The sequence below is a fragment of the Sphingosinicella sp. BN140058 genome (assembly GCF_004135585.1).
Lineage (GTDB): Bacteria > Pseudomonadota > Alphaproteobacteria > Sphingomonadales > Sphingomonadaceae > Allosphingosinicella.
This window is the reverse complement of the sequence record NZ_CP035501.1, coordinates 3,926,500-3,947,628: the sequence shown is the minus strand read 5'-3', so window position 1 is coordinate 3,947,628 and position 21,129 is coordinate 3,926,500. Positions and strand designations below refer to the sequence as shown.

The 21,129-nt window shown below is 63.6% G+C and carries 18 protein-coding genes and 1 pseudogene; 6 read left to right on the top strand and 13 right to left on the bottom strand.

Annotation, left to right across the window (positions count from 1 at the left end; all coding sequences use genetic code 11):
• Positions 1–106: 106 nt before the first annotated feature.
• Entirely contained in the window at positions 107–907 is an 801-nt protein-coding gene (locus ETR14_RS17665; RefSeq protein ID WP_129386858.1) for a hypothetical protein, read from the top strand.
• Positions 908–1,302: 395 nt separating this feature from the next.
• Here ETR14_RS17665 and ETR14_RS17660 read toward each other — a convergent pair whose 3' ends face one another.
• The 3 genes and pseudogenes from ETR14_RS17660 to ETR14_RS29305 all read right to left on the bottom strand — a co-directional run.
• The gene (locus ETR14_RS17660) at positions 1,303–2,040 is read right to left on the bottom strand and encodes a hypothetical protein (protein ID WP_129386855.1); all 738 of its coding nucleotides are present in this window, start codon (positions 2,038–2,040) and stop codon (positions 1,303–1,305) included.
• Between the two features lie 822 nt (positions 2,041–2,862).
• Positions 2,863–4,170, bottom strand: a complete 1,308-nt coding sequence (locus tag ETR14_RS17655; protein ID WP_129386852.1) for a hypothetical protein — start codon at positions 4,168–4,170, stop codon at positions 2,863–2,865.
• Positions 4,171–4,484: 314 nt separating this feature from the next.
• Positions 4,485–4,709, bottom strand: a pseudogene (locus ETR14_RS29305) (transposase); the annotation flags it as partial.
• A 544-nt stretch (positions 4,710–5,253) separates the two neighbouring features.
• Here ETR14_RS29305 and ETR14_RS17645 point away from each other — a divergent pair.
• Together ETR14_RS17645 and ETR14_RS17640 are read left to right on the top strand one after the other, a co-directional pair.
• Complete coding sequence (locus ETR14_RS17645; RefSeq protein WP_129386849.1) at positions 5,254–6,240, top strand: toll/interleukin-1 receptor domain-containing protein; 987 nt, start codon at positions 5,254–5,256, stop codon at positions 6,238–6,240.
• 144 nt (positions 6,241–6,384) lie between these two features.
• Entirely contained in the window at positions 6,385–6,873 is a 489-nt protein-coding gene (locus ETR14_RS17640) for a hypothetical protein (RefSeq protein ID WP_129386846.1), read from the top strand.
• A gap of 255 nt (positions 6,874–7,128) precedes the next feature.
• Here the strand turns inward: ETR14_RS17640 and ETR14_RS17635 are convergent, their stop codons facing one another.
• Together ETR14_RS17635 and ETR14_RS17630 are read right to left on the bottom strand one after the other, a co-directional pair.
• The gene (locus ETR14_RS17635) at positions 7,129–7,881 is read right to left on the bottom strand and encodes a hypothetical protein (protein WP_129386844.1); all 753 of its coding nucleotides are present in this window, start codon (positions 7,879–7,881) and stop codon (positions 7,129–7,131) included.
• A gap of 317 nt (positions 7,882–8,198) precedes the next feature.
• On the bottom strand, positions 8,199–9,089 hold the full coding sequence (locus tag ETR14_RS17630; protein WP_243455569.1) for an exonuclease domain-containing protein: 891 nt from the start codon (positions 9,087–9,089) through the stop codon (positions 8,199–8,201).
• A 349-nt stretch (positions 9,090–9,438) separates the two neighbouring features.
• Here ETR14_RS17630 and ETR14_RS17625 point away from each other — a divergent pair, with 349 nt between their 5' ends.
• On the top strand, positions 9,439–10,068 hold the full coding sequence (locus tag ETR14_RS17625; protein ID WP_129386841.1) for a tyrosine-type recombinase/integrase: 630 nt from the start codon (positions 9,439–9,441) through the stop codon (positions 10,066–10,068).
• Positions 10,069–10,266: 198 nt separating this feature from the next.
• Here the strand turns inward: ETR14_RS17625 and rlxS are convergent, their stop codons facing one another.
• From rlxS to ETR14_RS17595, 6 genes are all read right to left on the bottom strand, one after another.
• Positions 10,267–12,276 carry a relaxase/mobilization nuclease RlxS gene (gene rlxS, locus ETR14_RS17620; protein ID WP_129386838.1) on the bottom strand — a complete coding sequence of 670 codons (2,010 nt, stop codon included), beginning with the start codon at positions 12,274–12,276 and terminating at the stop codon, positions 10,267–10,269.
• Positions 12,277–12,632: 356 nt separating this feature from the next.
• Complete coding sequence (locus tag ETR14_RS17615; RefSeq protein WP_129386835.1) at positions 12,633–12,983, bottom strand: hypothetical protein; 351 nt, start codon at positions 12,981–12,983, stop codon at positions 12,633–12,635.
• Positions 12,984–13,290: 307 nt separating this feature from the next.
• Positions 13,291–13,704: a single-stranded DNA-binding protein gene (locus ETR14_RS17610; RefSeq protein ID WP_129386832.1), complete on the bottom strand. Its 414-nt coding sequence runs from the start codon at positions 13,702–13,704 to the stop codon at positions 13,291–13,293.
• 288 nt (positions 13,705–13,992) lie between these two features.
• Entirely contained in the window at positions 13,993–14,916 is a 924-nt protein-coding gene (locus ETR14_RS17605; RefSeq protein WP_129386829.1) for a nucleotidyltransferase and HEPN domain-containing protein, read from the bottom strand.
• 68 nt (positions 14,917–14,984) lie between these two features.
• Positions 14,985–15,209, bottom strand: a complete 225-nt coding sequence (locus ETR14_RS17600; RefSeq protein ID WP_129386826.1) for a sigma factor-like helix-turn-helix DNA-binding protein — start codon at positions 15,207–15,209, stop codon at positions 14,985–14,987.
• Positions 15,206–16,111 carry an ArdC family protein gene (locus tag ETR14_RS17595; protein ID WP_129386823.1) on the bottom strand — a complete coding sequence of 302 codons (906 nt, stop codon included), beginning with the start codon at positions 16,109–16,111 and terminating at the stop codon, positions 15,206–15,208. The genes ETR14_RS17600 and ETR14_RS17595 overlap by 4 nt, the downstream gene beginning before the upstream one ends.
• Positions 16,112–16,741: 630 nt before the next feature.
• Here ETR14_RS17595 and ETR14_RS17590 point away from each other — a divergent pair.
• Positions 16,742–16,966: a hypothetical protein gene (locus ETR14_RS17590; protein ID WP_129386820.1), complete on the top strand. Its 225-nt coding sequence runs from the start codon at positions 16,742–16,744 to the stop codon at positions 16,964–16,966.
• 9 nt (positions 16,967–16,975) lie between these two features.
• Positions 16,976–17,161, top strand: coding sequence for a hypothetical protein (locus tag ETR14_RS17585; RefSeq protein ID WP_129386817.1), 186 nt, complete (start codon positions 16,976–16,978; stop codon positions 17,159–17,161).
• 77 nt (positions 17,162–17,238) lie between these two features.
• On the opposite strand, the gene ETR14_RS17580 is transcribed toward ETR14_RS17585, so the two are convergent.
• Positions 17,239–18,204 carry a DUF2493 domain-containing protein gene (locus tag ETR14_RS17580; RefSeq protein ID WP_129386814.1) on the bottom strand — a complete coding sequence of 322 codons (966 nt, stop codon included), beginning with the start codon at positions 18,202–18,204 and terminating at the stop codon, positions 17,239–17,241.
• A gap of 650 nt (positions 18,205–18,854) precedes the next feature.
• A complete protein-coding gene (locus ETR14_RS17575; RefSeq protein WP_165356506.1) occupies positions 18,855–20,978 on the bottom strand; it encodes a ParB/RepB/Spo0J family partition protein in 2,124 nt (707 codons plus the stop codon).
• Positions 20,979–21,129: the final 151 nt, after the last annotated feature.

Here is a 21,129-nt window from a genome sequence, read left to right as displayed (position 1 = left end):
CGACCAAGTGCCGATGCCACCGTATCATCCAGCCCTGACCGACGTAGCAATGCTGGCGTTTCTGTGCCCCAAGCGGCGCTGATCAAGATCAAAGGGGAGTGAAGTGATGGACCGGCGCCGCCTCGCTGCATTCGCAATCGGCACCAGTCTAATGATCATCGCCATCGTGGCACTGTGGCGTCTTCCCGCCCTCGTGACGCTCGACGCACCAAGCGAGAAGCCGATCTCCAATTCCGGATTCGAGCTCTTCAAGCTTGTCCTCGACAAGGGTGTCCTCGCGCTGCTCGTCGGGGCGGCCACATTCCTGTTCACTCGCTTAGTCGAACGCCACAAGGCGGCCCTTGCGGTGCAGAATGAGCTGTTGCGGGAGGCGCGCGAGGAGACTGCAGAGGAGAAGCGGCGACATCGCGAGCAGCTCGACAAGATTGCTGAAGAGGAGCGCGAGCGAAGTTTTGTCCCGCGTACGCAGTTCGATCTCGAGTGCCGCTTTTATGGGCCGGAAAAGGACAAAATCATCGCCGACATCAGGCTGATCGGGGAGAACAAGGGGCGGACTATACGCGGTATCAAGAAGATGACTTATCGCGTGGCTGCCTTCCTTGAGGGCGAGGAGCCAGAGCTCTACGAAGCACGGGACGGTCTAAGACGACTTGCGATCAGGGGCGAGCGCCAGAAGTGGTCAACTCACGGCCATTTCACCTACAGCATCGAGCCCGGGATCCGGCAGATCTTCCCGCTGACCACGCTCGTCGACGCAAGAGCCATCTACGTGTCGGTCAAGGTGGAGCTCGAGACGCACGACTATGGTGAGGTGGGCGCTACATGGCAGTCCGAGGAGCGTTTTTTCCCGGTGGTGATTCACTCGGGACCAATCGGCTTGGGGCGTAGGGTCGACGCGCCACACTAGCAGGCTGCGCCTGCCCCGCATTACCCGGTACGGAGGCGTGAACGGCAGCTCCCGGTAGCCCCGGTCGTTCGCCAGGCTGTGCATCTATGGCCGATGTCGGGAGTTGCCGACTGCGCGACCGACTCGATCTAGTACCTGGCCGCCGTTCGGGAAGCCCTCGGCGAACGACTGCTAGTGGCGGGAGCCGCTGTCCTGACAATGGAGAGCCGCCGGTCGACGTCGTGCCCCGACCGTTGTTGTACTAGCGCCACAAACATGGGGGCGGTGAGCATTTTCAGATCACCGGGTTGGTGGACCAGCATTAGTAGCGCTCGTCCCTCATCCCTGACGCACGCCAAGCTATAAGGGACACCGCATCGTTCATGCTGCTTTTTTGGGAGGCGCCAGGCATCCGATTAGGTCGCGCCGACCGGCTTAGTCGCAGCCTCCAGTTCCGCAGCCTTCTTGCATGACGCATTGGTGCTCTTGTCGGCCTCACCGACCTTGGCGCACTCAACCTTTGCAGCTGCAAGATCAGTCTTCCGTTTCTCATCTGCCTTGGCTGCCGCAGCCGCCTCTGCAACCTTTCTGCTTGCTTCCTGCTCGTCTGCTACCTTAGCCGCGGTCGCCATTAAAGCATCAATGAACGCTGCGGCTGCCGGCGTTGTCACCGTGGTGTCGTTAGTTGCGCTCAGAGCGTCCTTCGAAGCTGAAAGGTATTCCCTGGCCTCCACAAGGCGTCCGTTCATCAACAAAACGCAATACATCGATGATGTAGTTCGCCACACTTCCACCGTTGATGTTCTAGCATGGATTGCTTGAGCTATGACCTGATAAGCGGAGCCAGCCGACGCGTCCAGCCCACCCTTTGTTTGCAGTGCAATCAAGGACTGTGCCAACGTGTTGTTGGCCACGTCGGGCGGAGGCTCTGGGCACGTGAATCTCGGACCTGCAGGCGATCGATCAAGCTTTTTACTAAGAACAAGCCTGCGTGACGCGTCCAGCGAAAGCGCGACGACCTCCGGGTCCGGACCTGCGCCATCCGAGATGTCCGGCAAGCCCTTGTATTTGGTTGGCTTGCGCCAGTATTCGGAGGCGATACCGCAGCCCGAAAGCAAGCAGGCCATCACCGCCAAGGCAATGAAACTTCGCATCTGACACCCCCGTCTTCCGCCCGATGGTTCTAATGATCATATCCGAGGCTATCTCGCAATTGACCAAAAGGAGTACGATCCATGATGTTTTACATTCGCTGGCGCGCCAACGCGCAATGAGCAAAGCTTGCCCAGGGAGGCTAGATGCGGCGAGCCTGTCGCACGCGCTCAGCAGATATTCAGGAGAGTCGTCGCTATCCATATTTCTAGCTTAGTTGAAGTCTGGAAAGTAAATCTTTGCGGAACAGCATAATTAGCCGGCAATATCCCGAACAACCTAAGTTGTGCGGCTGGTAAGGTAAATAGGTCCGTAAGTGCACCTAACATGATGCGGCCATGCCGCCGCTTCAAGCGCCATTGTCGTTGCTTCCATATGGCCGCGCTTCGCAAGGAATGTCGAGTCCGATAGGGTCTTTCAGACCTCAAGCCTGGCAACCACCGGGCTGCAAACATTGTCGGATCACGTGCTACATTGATTGAGAGAGGCGGCGAATTCGGGTTGCCGACATTCCGCACGAGCATGCCCGCGCACGCTGACCTGCATGGATGTGACCCACTCTGAGCGGGCCGCATCCTCACAGAGATGGTCGCTGGACCCCACCGTCGTCCCTTATGAACTCCGGAAGGTGCCGGCCGCTCGTTTTGAGCCAACATGCGGGTTCCCGTGGAACGACCGGCAGCTTTCTTCAGAACCGGGCGTTCGGCAACCAGCGCAGGAACGGCCGGGATTGGTCGCGAGCTGCTGATCTGCGCGCGAGCGGTCGAGAGGGGACCTTTCTGCCGCTCACTCCGGGTGCGTCTGTTTCAATAAAACCTGCGCCTCTATTCTGCAGGTTCCACTGCTGGCTTGATGTGCTTTCCGCCCACGCTCGTTGCACCTACCTCTGACTTCGACAGAAGCGTGAGGTACCTCTCCTTCAGTTCCGGTATCAGAGCCAAGGCCTTCTCGAACGCAGGGGAGGACGTCAGCTCATGCCAGGGACTGCCATATGCCTCCTGTTCGACGAGTCGAAGCGGCGCCTCCTCTAGGCGAGTAAGGGCGGACCCGAAGAGCCGTGCCTCGAACGCTGGGTCGATCCGAGCGGCCTCTCGGCGGTAGCCCTCGTAAGCCTTCGCGACCGAGGCCTTGAAGGCATAATCTTCCGCCAGCCGGAAACGTTGCCCGATCTGCTTCGTAGCGATCCAAGCGAACCACACAGGGGCGCCCACGCTTAGGAGCGCCAGCGCGACATGCACCCATATCTGCTGAACGGATCCGTCACTTCGCATCAACTCTTGGATTAACTCCAAGCGTTGTGACGCAACATATGAACCCCCGGCCAGAGCAGCCAAAAGGCCTATCACCCAAGCGACTAACGACCAATTCAAAGACTGCGCGCGGCTGTCGAATGAGGCGGCTAAGCCCTTCGTGGTAGTTACCCGGTAAGCCTCACCGCAATTTGCGACCAGTTGCATCGCCTCCTTCTCTTTCTCCTCGATCCGGATGCGCGCGGCATCGATGTCAACCAGGGCCTGCTCGGCCGCTGAGGCCGCAGCTGTCGAGGAATTGGTAGCAGCATCGATGGTCGCGCGAGCTTCCTCCAAACTGGCAAGATCGGTCGGCAGGCTTTCTGCCGCCGAATGCGCAGCTTCGATAGCTTCAACCTGCTCGGTTACCTTGGCTGAGCGAGGTTCTATCGCCTTCAAGCTCGCCTCAACGCTTCGGAGGCGTCGCAGGAGTTCCGGGGGCAATTGCTGCTTCGCAGCAACCTCCTTCCAATCGATGGCCGTCTTGGGTGGCGGCGGAACAGGTAAAGCTCTTTGAATTAGGTCCACGAGTTGCTCAACCTGCGGATAAATGTGAATGATGTTGCTTTGGGATGTGAGATTGGGGATGCTGTTTCCCAGCAGAAATTCTACCCGTTCTTGGGCGGCTTTTAGCGAGGCCACAAGGTTCGGAGACAATGCCGAGGCCGGTATTCCACGAAGCTGAACGGCGAGCCGATTGGGAATGGATGCAAACTCCTGCCGCGTTAACGGGGGAAGGTTCCAACCCCAAAGAGTGTTGAACGGCCTATCGTCGCCGATGTTGGCCATGATACCGATCCCGAGCTTCTCCAGTGAAGCTGCGAGTTCTTCATTTGCGGACATGATCCCCCCTCATGGCATACGCCGTATGTGGCGCCTCTCCAGACTTGGCGCCCATAGGATCAGCGGGAAGCTAGGTCGTCAACGCCTAACCGGTTGAGTTTTCCGCTGAGGATGAGGCGATAGGCCGCAGAGATCTTGGGTTCTTGCGCTCTCCCACAACCGCTCCGTGCAGCAACACCCTGCAGGCGGTGATCGGGAAGGCGCCCATGTCGAAAGGGTCGGTGGAGGAGGCAGCGGTCCGTGTGCGCCAGACTACGCGGAGGTTACCAAAGGGTTTGCAGCTGCGTTGGAGAGCGTGACGCGACCCCAAACTTTCATCCAGCCGGAACCAGAGACCGGCGATTGTGATCGCGCATCGGCGCATGTGAAGCAACGGCCTGCACGCGTGCAGGCCGTTGCTTTTCGAACCCGGCGGCGAATGCCTCCGGTGTGGTGTAGCCGAGCGAGGAGTGCGGCCGCTCAGTGTTGTAGTCGTCGATCCACCTGGCAATCACGTCGCGGGCGTGGCCGAGGCTTAGGAACAGCGTCTCGTTCAGGAGCCGTCGTGCATGGCGTCACGGATATCGAGGGGGATCTCGGGTGCATTCGGCATGTAGCCTTCATATGAAGTCACTCGATCGCCGACAAGCGGCGCACACCAAGTTCGCCCAGACGCACGTCGCGAGCTTAAAAGGAAGATAGGACGCTATCTCGTGATCACGATGCCCGCTCGATGAGTTAGATCGGAAATTGCGTTCAGCGTGGCCGCATCGGTCGTGGGAAAGACGGAGGCAATTGACTCCATATCCGCTGAGACCACCCTGTCGCCGAACAGCACCAGCGCAGTCTCCTGGTCGTAGCGCCGTGACATCCAGGCGATGCCGTCAGGCGTCTCGGCTGAGCCATGGGCGGCGGGCGACTACGCCTAGGCGGCGCGGAGCCCCAGGAGCAGCAATGACAAGACGGGTACCCGCCCTCCTTGTGCTCGCGGCGCCGTGCGCGGTGCCTAACCCCGGATGCGATCGCTGCTCGACGTGGACTCGACGCCTAACGCGTGATCAGTAGCGGTAGATTGAAGCTGGCGGCCGGGCTAAGTCCGCAGCTATGACCAGTGGATTCATCTCGTATACGCACGCGGATGCCGCCCTTAAAGAGCAGTTCGTACGGCATCTGGCGCCGCTCCGAAGAGAGGGGCTGATTGAGGTTTGGCACGATGCGATGTTGCATCCCGGGGAGCACCTCGACCCTGCGGTGCAGGCTGCTCTCGCCGCCTCCGACCTTGTGCTGCTCCTGGTCTCCGCCGACTTCATACATTCCGAATATTGCTACGAGCAGGAGATGATACGCGCGTTCGCACGCCAGCGAGACGGCACCGCGCGCGTGGTACCGATCATCCTTCGTCCGTGCCAGTGGAAGGGCGTACCTGTAGGCGAAGGGCAGACGCTTTCTGAGTTCTTGGCGCTGCCAAAGGATGGCTTACCGGTGACGAGCTGGCCTGATCGCGACGAGGCGTTCGACAACGCCGCAGGAGCGATCCGCGAGATGCTGCGATCGGCAGGCCGGCCGAAGGAGCGGACGGCCCCATCAGGGACGACACCAGCGCCGCCGCCGCCGGCTGCAGCATCAGAGCCCCGCCTCGATACATCGAACCTCGGGCTGAGGACCAAACCGACGGATTTGGACCGAGACCGCTTTCTTCGTGCCGGGTTCGCAGCCACGGCAGCGCTCTTCGAGCTGAAGCTCGCCGAGTTAAATGCCTCCGACGCTGGGATCGAAACCGATTTCGAGCGGATCGACAGCCGGTCGTTCGCTGCGAGCGTCTATCTCGACGGTAAGCGGGTCGGACAGGTGCGCATCTGGCACGGCAGCGACGTTTGGCGAAATGCGCTTTGCCTGAGCTACGACGGCGCGGCGAGCGCGCGGAACTCCATGAACGATTGGCTCCCCATAGAGGACACTCCGCAGGGGCTCGCGTTCACCGGAGGCAATCCCATGTCCCGCGGAGACCGGCAAGGGAGCATGGATGAGGAAGCGGCCGCCAGCTATCTCTGGGAGCACTTCCTCGATCATATGCAGAGCCGCATCCGCTAAGGTTCCGCACCTAATGGTTAGGTCGAGGCGGATTTCCTGCGTTCGGGGATCGCAGGCAGTCGGCGAGAGACCGCCGGACGATGAGGCCGGTTTGAGCTTTGTCCAAGGCCCGAGCTTATCGTCGTTACAATGGTGGAGAACAGCGTGGCCTACATCCCTATCCGACTGCTTCGGCCGAGCAAGGTCCCTGATGTCAAAGGCCCCGCGATCGTCTTCCCCCTGATCGGCCGTGACCAAGGGACCATGCTCGTCACCGGTGGCGAGATGCCCCACGTTTGCTTCCTGGAAGGAACCTACGTTGGCGAGGGCTTTGAGCAGGCTAAGGCCGGACGATGGGAGGGGTTGGCCCTCGAGCACATAGAGATCGAAGTGGATCAAACAGCCCAGTTTCGACCCGCGCTGATCCGGCAGCCGCTCGGTTCCATCATCCGGACTGGTTCGAGCCTCGAGGTCATCATTTCGATCAAGGATGGCCACGGCTTCGATACTGCGGCTCGTATTCCTATCGAGGGAACCGCCGCTGAGGAAAGAGAGCTTGAGGTCGGCTTCACGAAGTGGAGAGCCGTGATCAACGAAGCGGCCGAGCGTCGCGTCATCTTCACCTACACATCAGAGAAGACCGCCGACATGTAGGGCAAGAACAGTGCGACAAACCTGATCCAGTGATGCCCCAGCTAAGATGCATCGCTGCCGACCACCGAGGGCTCGCAACGTCCGCTTCTGGGAATCAGATCGATGCACTTGTGGGTCCGGAAAGGGCGCTGAGCCGACCAGCGGGTTTGCACGGCGTGAACGGCGGCTTCCGCCAAGAGCTGCCTTTCACCGACTTCCGCGGCAACGACCGAAGTTGGTCGCGAGCTGCCCATCCGTCGGCGCCGCCGGAACCCCTCACTGTCCCCGCGCCTCGATACCGCTGATGTTACAAGCAGGCGCCGTTCGAGGATTCAGCTGACACGTGGTCACAAAGATCTTCGGCACCGGCGGCCCGATCGGTCGGTCTCTCGCCGGATCGATCGCCGTGAGCGCCACCTGCGCCTTGAATAGGACAAGCCGTTCGAGATGGGCGCACTGAACCGGCAGATTGACGTCGAACATCAATGCGACCTGGACCTCCTGACCTTTTTCGACCCGGTTTGCGCGCAGGCCGCCGATGAACATGCGATCGTCCGTGAGCGTGGCCACGTCGGTGATGGTCACCGGCGCGATGCTCGGGGACTGACCAGCGGATGGGCGAATGAGCGGCAAACTGATGGGTGCGGTCGACACTGCGACCTGCTCGACCCGGGCATGCACCGGGATGCCGCTCGCGCTCTTCAGCATTAACTGCCCGAATACCGGCGTCGATTGGACTAGAACCGCGCGTGGATGCGCCAAGCAGTAGGCGTTGATATCTGCAGGTTCAGCCGCAGCGGCGTCTTCCCGGAACGGCGGCGGAGAACCATCGTCGTTCATGTCGAGCTCAACGCTGAAAGTGCCCGATACATCCGTTCGCACTGAGGCGGCAGCCGCTTGTACATCTGCTCGGGTCTTCGGAAACAGGGTATCCCATTGATAGAGGACCCACAGTCCACCTACCACTACGGCCCCCGTTGAGACGAAGTTCTTGATAACCTCGCTTCGTTCTTTCCAGTCGATCGCCATGAGGTCCTCCCGCTCAAGACAGCGGAAGCGAAGAACGGCGAGGTGTCAAGGGAGGCTGAACCCGGCAAAGGTTCTGCGAACCGAACCTGGATCAACTGCGGGGATCATCAAGGCGAACCGAAGCCGAATTCAACAATTGGCTGCAGCTGATCCGGTGTCGCTCAGCCTCAGCGTGATCGCTCCTGCGGCGAATGGCCGGCTCTGTCTGATCCGGGCATCCAAGTCGGTACCGCAATATGGCTCATAATGGTTGTGAGCTGCTGTGTGATAGGCTTCCGACGGCGGCTGCGGCCAACTTCTCAGATGACTGGCGACCTTCAAGATGTCGGGAGACGGTCAACGAGACTGGCGGCACTCAGGATCTCGATGGCGCCACCCGCATCCTGCAGCTCGCGTGCTCTTCTGAACTGGGCATCGTACCGGACGTAGCCGAACGGCTCGTCAGCGACGACCACCAGCATAGTCGTGGTCTTACCGACGGCTGCCACAATCCGTCCACCGTGTTCAGCAATGCGTTGAGCGATTGCGCCATGCCGGGGCTCGCCCAGAATGGCAACCCGCTGGCCAACAAGCGGTCCGGACAACGCCGGCCGCGGCGCGGGAGAAGCTCGGCCGCGCTTCGAAGTGGCGAGCCAAGCGGTCAACGGAATACCGGTCTCCTCCACGGCACGGACTACGATCAGCCCAGCCGCGCGGGCGTCGCTCAACGCATCATGATGCGTGAGGCGAATGCCGAGATGCCGAGAAACGATGTTGAGCCGGTGGCTGCCGAGATTCGGCCAAGCGCGCTTGGCAACGCGCACGCTGTCGAGCCAGGTTGCCTCGATCGGCGTGCGCTCATGGACTCTGCATGCTGCGGCCAGCGCGCTCTTGTCGAAATATGAATGGGCAACCGCAACGCGGCCTGCGAGATGCCCGTCGATGACCCCGTGGAGATCGCCGAAGCACGGCTTGCCTACGACATGATCTGCAGTGATGCCGTGGATGCGCGTATTGAAGCTGCTGAAATAATCGCGCGGCTCGATCAGCGTTTCATACTCGAAGGCGATTTTTCCGCCTCGGAAACCGACGATTCCGATCTGGCAGATGCTGCTGACGCGGCCGCATGCCGTTTCGACATCAACCGACACGAAATCGAGCGCATCGTCGGCCTTAACCTGCTCGGCCGCAACAGGCACGTCCTGCTCTGGAGAGATCGGATGGAACATAACGCGACCATAGCGGTGATGACTCGTTGGTCAAAGCGCGTTTCAAAGTAAGAGACGCTGGCTGTCGACCGTGGCGGTCCGCACCACCGTTCATTCCCCTCCAGATCAGAAGGTCGAAGTCGGCGAAGTTCAGCTCCGCGGCTGTAACGGCCGGGGATCTCGATCACTGTTATCTCGACCTGTGGTGCAAAGGCTGAAAGTTGCGGGGAACGAGCGGTCTTGTGGCAAGCGGGCGTTCGCACAGGTTCTGGCAACTACCTGAGTCGGCGGGCAGGCGCCGTGGCCCACCCTGGCTAATCGTGCGCCAAAGCGTTTCTCGGACGGCCGCACTGGTCATCGGAGAACGATCATGGAGACGCCCAAAACTGAACACACCACCAAACGTCTTGTCTGGAATGCCGGAAGGATGGTCGGCGCGAAGCGAGCGCTCAAGCCGAAGCAAATATGGGAGATCCGGTTTTTCCTCAACCAGCGCCGTCGCTTGCGTGATCGTGCGCTATTCGACCTAGCGATTGATAGCAAGCTCCGCGGCTGCGACCTGGTGCAGACAAAGATCGGCGACATTGTAAGCGGCGGGCAAATCCGCACGCGTGCCATCGTGACGCAGCAGAAGACGGGTCGGCCTGTTCAGTTCGAGCTGCTTCCGGACGCTCGATGCAGCCTGCTTGCTTGGCTTGATCGGCGGGGAGGAACCGTGGACGACTATGTCTTTCCCAGCCGGGTTGACCAGAAGGGGCATCTCAGCACCCGCCAATATGCCCGGCTTGTCGATGAATGGGTAACCGGGGTGGGTCTGATGCGAAGCGAGTATGGCACGCACTCGCTCCGCCGAACGAAGGCATCCATCATCTACAGGGCGACCGGCAACCTTCGAGCCGTCCAAATTCTTCTCGGGCATAGCAAGATCGAAAACACAGTCCGATATCTCGGGATCGACGTGGAAGACGCGCTTGCGCTAGCGGAGAATACCGAGATTTGATCGCTTGGCTCCTCGCCAACGGTGAGGGGCCTCTTACCGTGCTTTGGGACTGAGCCGTCGATGACGCGGGGGTTTGGCAATGTCCACTGGCGGTTCGGTTGCTGTCGCTCCTGGCCGGTCCGCAACCATTATCGCCCACCAGCCGGACGATGAGCATAGCTGAGGACGAGCCGTAGAGCCGCGGGGCACGAGCCAGCATCAGCGCAGATGAGGTCCTCCGCGCTCGCGACCAAAGGACCAGCTGATGCCATCGCCGCGCATCACTCCGGACACGGCCTTCCCAACCTGCCGTTCCAGCACTGGGCGCCAGGGCACCAGCGTGAAGTCGCGCGCGCGTTCGACCAGGGCGAAGCGACCGCTCACCAGGTCAACCGGCCGACGATAGATTCCTTCGACGCGCGCGGCTTCCTCTGTCTCACGATACGGCATCGCTAATTCTTCGCTAATCTCGCCGGCAACCCGGAGCAGCTCCCGCCGCTGCAGGATCGCGAGCAAGCCAGGCGCAAACCGCGTGCCATCTTCGGTCACTTTCGCAAGACCTTGCGCAACAAGCCATTGTCGGCGCAGCCGCTGCGCTTCCCGAACTTCGAGCCCGAATCCGGTGTCTCTCAACGGCTCCGGGGCACTCGCGACAAGCTCGCGGTCGATCCAGGTGGCCGATCCCACTTCGACCAGCGTCTCGAGTGGCTGCGAGCACAGCAAGGTGATCGTCACCGGTCGATCACGAACCAGCGCGGCCTCGTAGGCGGCCGCCCTCTCGAGATGGTCGGACGCGATCACCCATCGTCCCGAAGGCTCCCTCTCGACGATCCCGTTCCTTCGCCGCATCGCTTCGAGGCGTCGTATGTGGGTCTGCGCGAAGCGGTCCGTCGCGGTCGGGTCGTGGCGCAGGTGTGCCTCGACGTCGTAGCGGCCGCCATTCGCCGCCGCGATATCGGCAATCGTGCGATCAACCTCCCGGACCTCAGCGCGCACCGGATTTATCGAAACGATGGTGCCGATCCTCGGCCCCGCGCCCGGCTCCCGCTCGCCACCGTAGCTCGACGTCGGCTTACCGATATCCACATAATGGCTCCGGCCATCGATCCCGTCGACGATGACATAGTGACGGTCGGCGTGCTCGTCCGCGAGCCCCAATGCACGTACCCGTCCTACCAGGCGCCGCGCGTCCGGTGCGCCAGGATCGTAGATGACCTGATCCGCCGGTGCCGGCGCCACGCCGGAGCGGGCAAATTCCCGCTGCAACGTTCGAATGATGTCACCGCGTTCGCCCATCGCGCGCAGCGTGTCGGCAAGATCGGGTGCGAGCCGGAACCGCCCGGCACCCAAAGGTTCTGCCAGGCCTAGCTGCACCAGCTTGGCCAGGCGGCCCGCGCGGAGGCTCTGGTCGAATGCGTCCCGGGCGTGACTCGTCACCTGCCCCGCTGCGTCCACGCCGTTCAACAGCCGATGGTCGATCGAGGTCAGCCGCTCCTGCTCGATCTCCGCGTGAAGCGCCTGCCGTATCTCCCGCGCTGTGCGTGGTCCGAGGTCCAAGTCCACGAGCTCCGCAGCGCGGGCGCGGATGCCGCTCGTCATGTAATCCCGGGCGATCACGAGATCCGCGCCGCGATCATCCTTTCCGCGAACAACGATGTGGGTGTGTGGATGGCCCGTGTTGAAGTGGTCGACCGCGACCCAGTCGAGCTTCGTCCCGAGATCCTCCTCCATCCTCGCCATCAGCCGCCTGGTGAGCGGCTTCAGATCCTCGTATTGGTCACCATCCTCGGGAGAGACGATGAAGCGGAACTGATGGCGATCGCCGCTGCCCCGCTCGCGAAATACCCGCCCGTCGGCCATGTCGCCGGCTTCGTCATAGAGCGCTCCGCGCTCCCCCTCCCGGGTTGTGCCGTCCCTCTGGAGGTAGCTCAGGTGCGCTGCGGCCGCAGCCGCCCCCTTGCCGGCGAGCTTCACGATGCTCGCCTTGACGATGACACGGCGGCTGCTCCTCCCGCCGTGGCCCGAATGCGCTACCAGCACGCTGCCGATTCCCGAGCCGCGCCCGGCGCGAACGCCGGTGAAAGCGGTTCGTCCCGATCTTGCCAGCGCCAGCCCGGACCTGGCGAGATTGACGGCGGCGAGGACCCGGCCAAGATAGCGCCGCCCAGCCTTCCCCGTCTGATCGCGTTGCCGTCCGAGCCGTGGCTCAAAGCGCTCGTCATCGTCCATGGATCGTCGTTCCCGGCGTTAAGACAAGCGAGCATGACGCAGCGAGAAGCTTTAGAAAACCGGTGCCGTCGGCTTCGCGGAATTGCGCCATTTCTCCCCGGACCGGCACCGGTTCGCCCATGCCAGTGCCGGTCCGGCACCCAAATAAACGATGTGCAGACAAGGGCTTATGGCAGCTCCGGTGCCATAACTTTATCTTGCCTTCCCCTGCTCCCTTCTGTCTCCCTGCACCCGTTGCATCCCAGGACCTCCCATCTCGATCACCCGCAAGCCTGCTATACACCACCCCTGCGGCGAACAAAAAGAAGGCGGAAGCGACGCTGCTGCGCCGCTCCCGCCACTGGAATGGCCGACCTTCAATGCACCGAATGGTACGCGATTTCGGCCTCTTTCAAGCTCTCGAAGCGCCGCTTCCAGAGCAATTCCGAGGCATGTCCGTTGCCATCCACCTGGCACAATCCGACGTGCCAACACCCATCGACGAGGCTCAGGATCACGATGCGCGAGACCTCGTCGAAGCTCTCTACGTCGTCCAGGAACGCGGCTTCATGCTGCCCGAGATAACGCTCCCGCACCCGCGCTTCCCACAGGAAATCGAGGGCTTCCGCTTCCAGGATACGCTCGGCCAACATGCCTCCGAACTCCGCTTTCAGCGCATCTACCAGAGCATCGCAGCGCCCGGTTCCGATCATCGACATCATGCTCATCGCCATCTCCTTTCGTGGTCTTCGAAAGCGAAGACGGCGCTTCAGGAGCGGGCGGCGGAGCGGCGGTCAGGGACGCCGAAGGCGCCGCGAAGCGGGGCGTGGGGGAGCCGATTTGCGCAGCAAATTGGGGGAACCGCGCATCCTTGAGGGCCGCTTCGCCGGCCGCCACACTGGGCCTCTACGAGACGCCCCTCACCGCCGCCTCCGCCCGCACCAACAGAGGCTGTGCGGTTCAGGGTGTCAGGCACATGGATTGACCAGCATGCAAGAAGCCCCGGCGGAGTTCCCGCCGGGGCTCGCACTGGCCTCAGAAAGGCACATCGTCATCGAGGTCGGACTGCGGTTCGGTGCTGCCGCCGGCGGGCGCCTGGCGTGGCCTGCTGAGGAACTGCACGTCGTCGGCGATGACCTCGCAGCCGTAGCGCTCGACACCTTCGCGGTCGGTCCAGCGTGTATAATGGAGCCGTCCGCGGACCGAGACGAGCATGCCCTTGGACGCGTGCTGGGCGATGGTCCGGCCGAGCCCGTTGAAGCAGATGATGCGATGCCACTCGGTATCCTTGGCGGTGAACCCGCTCGCATCCTTGTAGGTCTTGCCCTCGCTGTCGCGCTTCGGACGGCTGGTCCCGAGGCTGAAGGTTGCGACGTCGGTGCCGCCGGTGGTGGAGCGACGCTCCGGGTCGGCGCCGAGATTGCCGACGAGGATCACGATGTTGGTCATGGCTGAAGTCTCCTGTTCCTGCCGCCGGGACCATCCCGTCGACAGCCCGGAGACAGGCGCGGATTAAGCGACGGAGCGCACCGGAACGGGGAACCCCGGCCCGAGACCGGCGCGGGCAGCCCGAAGGGCAACACGGGGCGAGAGGCCGCGGGTTGCGTCCCGCCGCGGCCGCGCCAGCAGGGCTGAGACAGGAGAAGGGAAGGTCCGGCCGGCCGATCGGAGCCCAGACGAATGACTTGCCCCCGATGTGCTCAGGCCATCTCGCTGCCGTCCTGCCACGCCAGAACTTCAGGCGGCGGCGCTCTGCTCCAGGCTCTGGATCCGCTCCGAGCAGATGACGTGCACGACCCGCCCGAGCTCTTCCACCTGCTCACCGAGCCAGGCAAGCTCCTCTTCGGTGATGCGGTAATGGCGGGAGTAACGCGCCTTCACATAGGCGTCCTTGAGCTTCTCGAACATCGCCCGTTCGCGACGGCTGTCCTGCGGCCAGATGTAGACCAGCCGTCGGTCGATCCGCTCAGCCTGCGTGCGCAGGAACGCCAGATTGTGCACATGCGGCGTGTAGAAAGTGCAGACGAGCAGCACACAGTGATAAAGACGCTCGGCAGTTTGATGGAGGTCGAAAGCAGCGTCCTTCAGTAGACGATCTGCCATCGCGTATCTCGCGAGCTTGAACCGGCTCATCGCGGATGGCATCCACTCCTCGAAATATTCTCGTGCCATGGCGAGCGCCTGCCCCGGCGTTTTCGGCTTGGGCGTGTGCAATTCTGTGTCGTCGCTCTGGTAGAGAGCGATCCCGTCGCGAGCGACATCCATGAAGAAATAGCGACCATGGGCGAGCCCGTCATTCACCTCCTGGAGGGTGTGGACGATGAAGTTGACGGGCGTCCGCAGCGTCTTCGTGATAGAGAGCTCGCGGATCAACCGTTCCTCGGCCTTGGCCCAATATTCGACACGGTCGACCAGACGCTTGTCGCTGACGATGATCAGCAGATCGTAATCCGACTGATAGCCCTTCGCGGTGTGCGGCTCGTCCACCCAGCCGCCGCGCGCGTAGGAGCCGTAGAGGATGATCTTGAGGATCCGCCCCTTCTTCTTCCAGTCCTGGGTGGCCAGCCCGGTCGCTTCCTCGAACTCCTCGAACAGGATCCGCACCACGCGTTCGAGCTCGCGCTGCTTGGCTGGCGGCAGATGATCCACGTCGGTGCGCATGGTTCGACTTGTCGCAGGAGAGGACCGGATGGCAAGAGCCATCCGATCCGAAGCGGCAGCGAACGACGTCACGCCTCCTCCTCCTGCATCATCCTGCTCAGCTCGATATCAAGGTGCAGGATCGCCTCAGCGACCTCCCGCTCCACGATGTCGGCATCGATCCCGAGCCGGTCCGCTATCTCGGGATAGGCAAGATCCGCGACACGATGCAGCAGGAACACCTCCCGCGTTCGTGCCGGCATCGTCTCCAGAGCCGCTTCGAGACAGGCGAGCAGTTTTGCTTGGCCGGTCATGACCGCTCTCCTTCATCCGGCCTGAAGGCGAGCAGGTAATCGGCTGCCTTACTTGCCGCGCTCGCCGCTCGGAAAATCGCCTTGTCGTCGCCATGCAGCACCTCGAGCCAGGCGCCGATATAATCGGCATGGCGGACGGTCGGCTGGATCGACAGCGACGCGCAGGTGAAAGCGCTGGTCAGCTCGGCGACCAGTTCCTCACGGGCATAAGCAGCCCGGTCGAGCCAGCCGCTCTGGTCGCGGCCGAGCCGGGTCGGATGTCCCGTCCAGTGACCGAGTTCGTGCAGCACGGTCCGGTACCAATTGATCTGGTCGCCATAATAAAGCTGCGGGGGAACCTGCACGAAATCGAGGTCAGGCGCGTAGAAAGCAAGCCCGCCACCGACCCGTATATCGGCTCCGGTGGCGGCGATGAGCGCCTCGGCATGAGGTAAAGTCTCGCGTTCACCGCGTGGTTCCGGCGCACCCGCCACCTCCTTCGGGAGCCCGTCGCATTGGTCGACATTGAAGACGACGAAGCGCTTCAGAAACGCAACCGCCCTCGCCTCCCGATCCTCGTCGCGTGCCTTTTCGGCCTCGTCCCGTGGCGTGAACCGGTCGGCATAGCAGACGATCGTACCCGTCTCGCCCTTGCGGACATGGCCGCCGAGCGCGAGCGCCTGCCGGAAGGTCAGCCAGCGCTGCGAGCAATAGCCACCTTCGATCACGGCAGACCACAGGATCAGCACGTTGATGCCGGAATAAGGCCGTCCGGTGCCCCCATTGTGCGGCATCGCCGGTCCGCAGGCGCCGCTGTCCCACGGCTGAACCCAAGGCAGCCGCCCTGCCTCGAGCTCCCGGATTATGCGCTCGGTGACCTCCGCATAGAGGCTCGAGCCGCTCTTTGCCGTCTTGTTTCGCATGATCTTCACTCCTTCAGCGCGCCCGGGGAACCGCCGAGCGGGGTGGGCGCAGGAGCGGCTCCAGCGGGCCCGCTCAGGAGGCGGGCCGCACCCGCCGGGGTCCCCATCGCCCAGGCGATGGGGTGGCCTCAGGGCCGGAGCGATAGTGGAGGACCCGGGCACAAGCCCGGGTTGCGGCGCGCCGGAACGGGCCCAAAGAGCGCGACGCCCACCCCGCCTCTGCGCCGCCGCGCATTCCCACGGCCGTGATTCCCTCCATCAATTGCCGAGAAACACGAGAGTTCGCCCGACCGGGCTCGCCCTGATCGACAAGCAGGGTGCTGGTCGGGAAACGCTCCATCCCGGGGTCGAACAACTGAGAAATGGAGAAATCGGCCGTCGATGAGCGAGCATGAAGAGGACTGAATTAGGGATTATGCGGGCCGAAATGCCGTCGAGCGTAGCAGGTCACCGCACTCGATCTTCCCGCTGTACATTCGAGGGGTGCACAGGCGCTGGATGCTCAATGAGGGCGAGACGCTTCGATACTTTCTGGTCTTGGCCGGCACCCATCGAGCAGGCTTGAATTATCCTCGTGATCCACAAGGGAGTCCCGTTGACCTCGCATCATTGTTCCCGCCCTGTTCTCGCATGGCGAATGCGCGATTCGAGACCACCTTCAGCTTCGGTCGGCACAAGGCAAACTGCCGCGTGCTCTGCCAGGCGTGCGGCCACGAGATCGTGGTGGCGCCATCCGCCTTCTACGACGTGTTCCCGATCCCGGTGACGATCAAGGAGGCGGAGCGGCGGCTTCGGTGCACCGCCTGCGGGGAGAAACGGGCGCGGCTCATACCTATGCCGATGCCGATGCGTTAGGCGGGGAGCATGCCCGACATTCCAATTTCTGCCGATCAGGCTGCCCTGATCCAGTCGGACGAATGTGCCCGCTGGATTATGGACAATTGCCCGCACAGCGTCTTGGGTCGGGTGGATCCGTTCGCCGGCTTCGTGCTGTCGTTCGCGGACGATCAGGAGGCGGCGGCGTTCCGCCGGAGGTGGCTCGGTGGCTAAGCTCTAGATCCATTCGTTTGAGTTCGACCTAGAGAGCGAGAGCCGGACCGGCGGCAAAGCCAGTCCGGCAATGGCGGTCAGGCCGCAGCTTCGGCGAGCCGCGCCGCATGCTTTGGGTTGGTGCCGAGCGGACCGCGGCGATCGACGACGGCGATGTTCTTCTCCTTGGCCTGCACGACCAAGCGCTCGAGCACGCCGCTGCCGGGAAAAGCGACGAGGCAGCGGGCCTTCAACGACAGCATCTGCTCGTTGCGCTTGAACCCGGCACGCTGGCCAAGGCGTCTGTCGAGCCCGAACGCGATCTGCGGCACCTTGCGCGCCTCGGCCCAGGCTGCTGCCAGGCGATCGACGCCCTTGCTGTCCCCGCCGTGGACGAGGACCAAGTCGGCGACGCGTTCGCGTACCCTGTCGAGCGTGTCCCAGACGTTGGTGGCGAACGTCTTCGCCTCCAGCTCGGTGGCGAAGGACAGCCGCCCGCCAGCGAACAGGACCGGCGTGCCCTCGGGCATGCGGGCCCGGCGCTGGGCCTCGCCGCGTGCTCGAAGGAAGTCGCGGCCGTCGACGACGGCCGAGGTGCAGGAAGCGCCGTGGTTCAGGCGCGAGCCGCCCGCGGGACGCCAGGAGGAGCCGGTCTCGCGGGCATAAAGCAGGGCCGCGGCCTCCCGCATCGCCTCTAGGCCCAGCATCGCGGCCTCGGCGGTGCGTGCACGCTCGATCTCAGTTTCGAGCTGGCTCGAATGGACTTCCGAGCCGTCGGCGCAGGCGAGCAGGCATCGGATCTCGTCTGTCGCCCGGTCGATCTGGCGGCTGCGCTTGGCGGCGGCACGATGGAACAGGTTGACGAGGCCCCAGGCGATCTCCTCGGCATCCTCCTCAAGCGCGGTGTCCGGGAACAGGGCGAACAGCTCGGACCAGATCGCCGCGAGCGTGTGCTCGACGGCTTCCGCGTCAGGCGGCTCGGTGCTCCGGGCGGCCTGGACTCGCTCCGCGCGGAGATGGCCAAGTTCGAGCTGGGCGAGCTGTGCGGCAAGGCTGGTATGCATCGAAACGTCTCCCGTTCAAGGCGCCGGATCGTCCGGCGACGGGAGCCCGCAGGCCCCGGTCAGGCCGCCTCTCCCGCACCGCGCGCAGCGCGGGAAACCTCCGGCCGAGGCCGGCGCGGGCAGCCCCGTGCAAGCGGGGCAACACGGGCCGAGGGCCGGCGGGTTGCGGGGAAGCGGCGCCGGGTCAGGGCGCCCTCTCGCGCCGGACGCCGCGCTTCCGGAAGGCGTCGAGGCCGATATCGGCATGCGCTTCCAAGCTCGGAACTGCTATCAGGCACGCGGCACTCCAGGTTCCCGACGCGCTTTCATCAGCTCCGATCAGCCTCGACATGTCACTCGGGAATGCTCGGCACGGGTTGGGGACGGCGGGGATCCCGGGCGGCGATCTGCCGGCGGCGGGGCGACATGTGCGGATCTCCTGTGAACGACCTGCCGCCCGTCCGGACGGGTGAAGGCAGGTCCTTCAGTGAGGCACCTCGGCGACGCCCCTGTGCCAGGTCCATCGCGGCGGAAAGTGGGGAGCGCCTGCATATCCCGTTGGACGATCCCTGCGGCCACTTTTGACAAAATCCGGTCGCCGCCCCCAGCCGGTGCTGAGCAGGACGCGGGCGGCCGTCCGGAGACAACCGCCCGCGGAAGCAACCTGGCTCTCAGGCCGCTTCCTCCATCCCGCAATCGGCAACGCTGCCTTCCCTCTCCGCGACAGAAAAGCTGTCATCGCAGGCCGCATCGGCTTCGCGGAGATCGACAGCCGTGTCGCCGAGCGCCTCCACAGCCAGCGCATCCTCGGCGTCCAAGAGCTGGTGGCCGGGCAGATCTTCCCAAGGCGGCGTATCGGCCTGCTCCTCGTTCGCCGCGCCTGCCGCGAACCGCATTGCGTCAGGCACCCATTCAAGCGCCGCCGCCTTCACCTCGACATCGCCGATGAAGTCGCCGGCGAAGATACGCTCGCAGCTTTGCGAGAGCTCCGCCTTCTTCGCCTTGGCGTAGCGGGCGGCGAAAGCCGGCCCGCCGATCTCGGCAAGAACGCCGAGCGACATGCTCTTCGGCACCCGGTCGAAATAGTTCATGCCCGTCGGCCGCCACCAGCGCGCGACATGGACGCCGAGCAGTCCCGCGAGATGGTCGTGAAAGGCGCAGCCGGCATTTGCCGCACCGATACTGGGCTCAAGCGTGCCGGCGATCGCAAAAGCGAGCCATGCCAGCCGAGCTTCCGGGCTCAAAGACCTGAAGGCGTCGAACCGGGCGGCGCGCGTCTCCCCCTCCGTCCAGGTACGGTCGAGAGCCTCGGCGATCCGCGCAAGTGCGATGGTCGCTTCCGCATCGGGCGTTTGCAGGTCGGGCACCGGATCGGCTGGCCGTGTCGCTCTCAGCGAGAAGCCGCTCTTCTCCGAAACGTATGTCTCTTCGCCGTCGACCATCAGGAAGGTCGCGAGATCGAGTGCCAGCGCTGAGTCCCGGGCGACGTGCACGGCGAGGACGTCCCGCCGCTGCATCGAGAGTTCGTCGAGAAGGCGCTGCGACAGCGAAGGCCCGGTCTCGGCAGCTGCCGCAGTCGCGCCGGCCGTCGCCTCCGCTCCATCCACCTGCGTCCCCTCCGCTTCACCGCAGTCCGGGGCAGCAGCTTCGGTGTAGAAGACATTGTGCAGGGCCGGTCTGCCCTCGTCGTCGAGCAGGAGGAAGGTACCGGCTTTCTCGCGTATCTCAGGCGGAAGGACGGGCGGCTTGTCGGCAAGGGCGCTGAGCGCCTCCTCCCGCGCGAGAAGCTGCCGTTCGGCCTCGATCCTCGCCTCTTCGGTCGCCTCTGCGTCGTCGATCAGCGCGACGAACGCATCGATCTCCTCCTGAAGAACCGCCACGCGCTCCAACTCCTCCTCGGTGAGCGCCGCGGGCTCTGCAACGATGCGATCGAGCCCGTTGGTAAGCGCATGGCCAATCCAGTCGGCGAGCGTCGGACGCACCCAGGCAAGGGCCGCCTCGGCGGCTTGCTCAGCCGCGATCGCGTCTAGCTTCTCAAGGGCGAGCCGCTCGAGCAGCGGCACGTCGAGCCAGCGTGTCGCCGCCTCGCCCGAGAACAGGTCCCGCTCGACGCGGCCACCGGCTCCGACATAGGCGTCCTCGCCGACGAAGCGGGCGCGCCGATCGGAGCCGCTTGCAGTCGCCTGCGTCATCATCCGGCGCACGCTGTCGGGCTGCGCGCCGCCATAGCTGTTGCCGATCTGCTCGTAGACCCAGGCCTGCCGCTCCCGATCGGAGGTGACGGCATAGGCCTTCGCCACCTCGAGGCCGATCTCGCCCGACCCGAGGGCCTCGAAGACGACCGGCGCAAGATCGGCGAGCCGGAGCCGCCCCTCGACGAAGCGGGTGGTGAGGCCGAACCGGCGGGCGATGCTCTCCACGTCGGCACCAGCGGCGATGAGCTGCTGGAAGGCGAGGCATTCGTCGGCCGGGTTCATCGACAACCGCTGGAGGTTCTCGGCGAGGCTTGCTTCGTCCAAGGGGATCGATCCGACCTCGAGCACGAGGCATGGCACCGCATGTGCCTTGTCAAGCTTGCCCTCGTCGGCAAGGGCCTGCAGCGCACGCCTGCGCCGCTCGCCGGCCTCGACCGCGAAGCTGCCACGGGGTTTCGCTGTTGCTGTCACCACCAGGTTCTGGAGCAAGCCGCGTGCCTCGATGTCGGCCTTGAGCTGCGCGTCCGCCTGCGGATCGCCTCGCCGACGCACGTTGCGGCAGGACGGCACGAGCTTGTTGAGGGCAATAGTCTTGATCATGGAAGATCTCCGCTTGAGAGCCGGCACGGACTTTCCGCACCCGTCGCTCAAAAGCAGCCAGCCCCCTCTCCTCTTCCGGGCTAAAGGCGATAAGAAGGACCGGAATATACCGGCGCGAGATGAGGAACGCCTCCAAACGGCAGCAACGGAA

Bases quoted from the DNA above. Each gene is read 5' to 3' on its own strand.
- ETR14_RS17590 (WP_129386820.1), top strand. From the start codon at position 16,742: ATGGCGAATGCGCGATTCGAGACCACCTTCAGCTTCGGTCGGCACAAG.
- ETR14_RS17625 (WP_129386841.1), top strand. From the start codon at position 9,439: ATGGAGACGCCCAAAACTGAACACACCACCAAACGTCTTGTCTGGAAT.
- ETR14_RS17580 (WP_129386814.1), bottom strand. From the start codon at position 18,204: ATGCATACCAGCCTTGCCGCACAGCTCGCCCAGCTCGAACTTGGCCAT.
- ETR14_RS17635 (WP_129386844.1), bottom strand. From the start codon at position 7,881: ATGGCGATCGACTGGAAAGAACGAAGCGAGGTTATCAAGAACTTCGTC.
- rlxS (WP_129386838.1), bottom strand. From the start codon at position 12,276: ATGGACGATGACGAGCGCTTTGAGCCACGGCTCGGACGGCAACGCGAT.
- ETR14_RS17575 (WP_165356506.1), bottom strand. From the start codon at position 20,978: ATGATCAAGACTATTGCCCTCAACAAGCTCGTGCCGTCCTGCCGCAAC.
- ETR14_RS17610 (WP_129386832.1), bottom strand. From the start codon at position 13,704: ATGACCAACATCGTGATCCTCGTCGGCAATCTCGGCGCCGACCCGGAG.
- ETR14_RS17655 (WP_129386852.1), bottom strand. From the start codon at position 4,170: ATGTCCGCAAATGAAGAACTCGCAGCTTCACTGGAGAAGCTCGGGATC.
- ETR14_RS17600 (WP_129386826.1), bottom strand. From the start codon at position 15,209: ATGACCGGCCAAGCAAAACTGCTCGCCTGTCTCGAAGCGGCTCTGGAG.
- ETR14_RS17645 (WP_129386849.1), top strand. From the start codon at position 5,254: ATGACCAGTGGATTCATCTCGTATACGCACGCGGATGCCGCCCTTAAA.
- ETR14_RS17585 (WP_129386817.1), top strand. From the start codon at position 16,976: ATGCCCGACATTCCAATTTCTGCCGATCAGGCTGCCCTGATCCAGTCG.
- ETR14_RS17665 (WP_129386858.1), top strand. From the start codon at position 107: ATGGACCGGCGCCGCCTCGCTGCATTCGCAATCGGCACCAGTCTAATG.
- ETR14_RS17660 (WP_129386855.1), bottom strand. From the start codon at position 2,040: ATGCGAAGTTTCATTGCCTTGGCGGTGATGGCCTGCTTGCTTTCGGGC.
- ETR14_RS17630 (WP_243455569.1), bottom strand. From the start codon at position 9,089: ATGTTCCATCCGATCTCTCCAGAGCAGGACGTGCCTGTTGCGGCCGAG.
- ETR14_RS17615 (WP_129386835.1), bottom strand. From the start codon at position 12,983: ATGAGCATGATGTCGATGATCGGAACCGGGCGCTGCGATGCTCTGGTA.
- ETR14_RS17605 (WP_129386829.1), bottom strand. From the start codon at position 14,916: ATGCGCACCGACGTGGATCATCTGCCGCCAGCCAAGCAGCGCGAGCTC.
- ETR14_RS17595 (WP_129386823.1), bottom strand. From the start codon at position 16,111: ATGCGAAACAAGACGGCAAAGAGCGGCTCGAGCCTCTATGCGGAGGTC.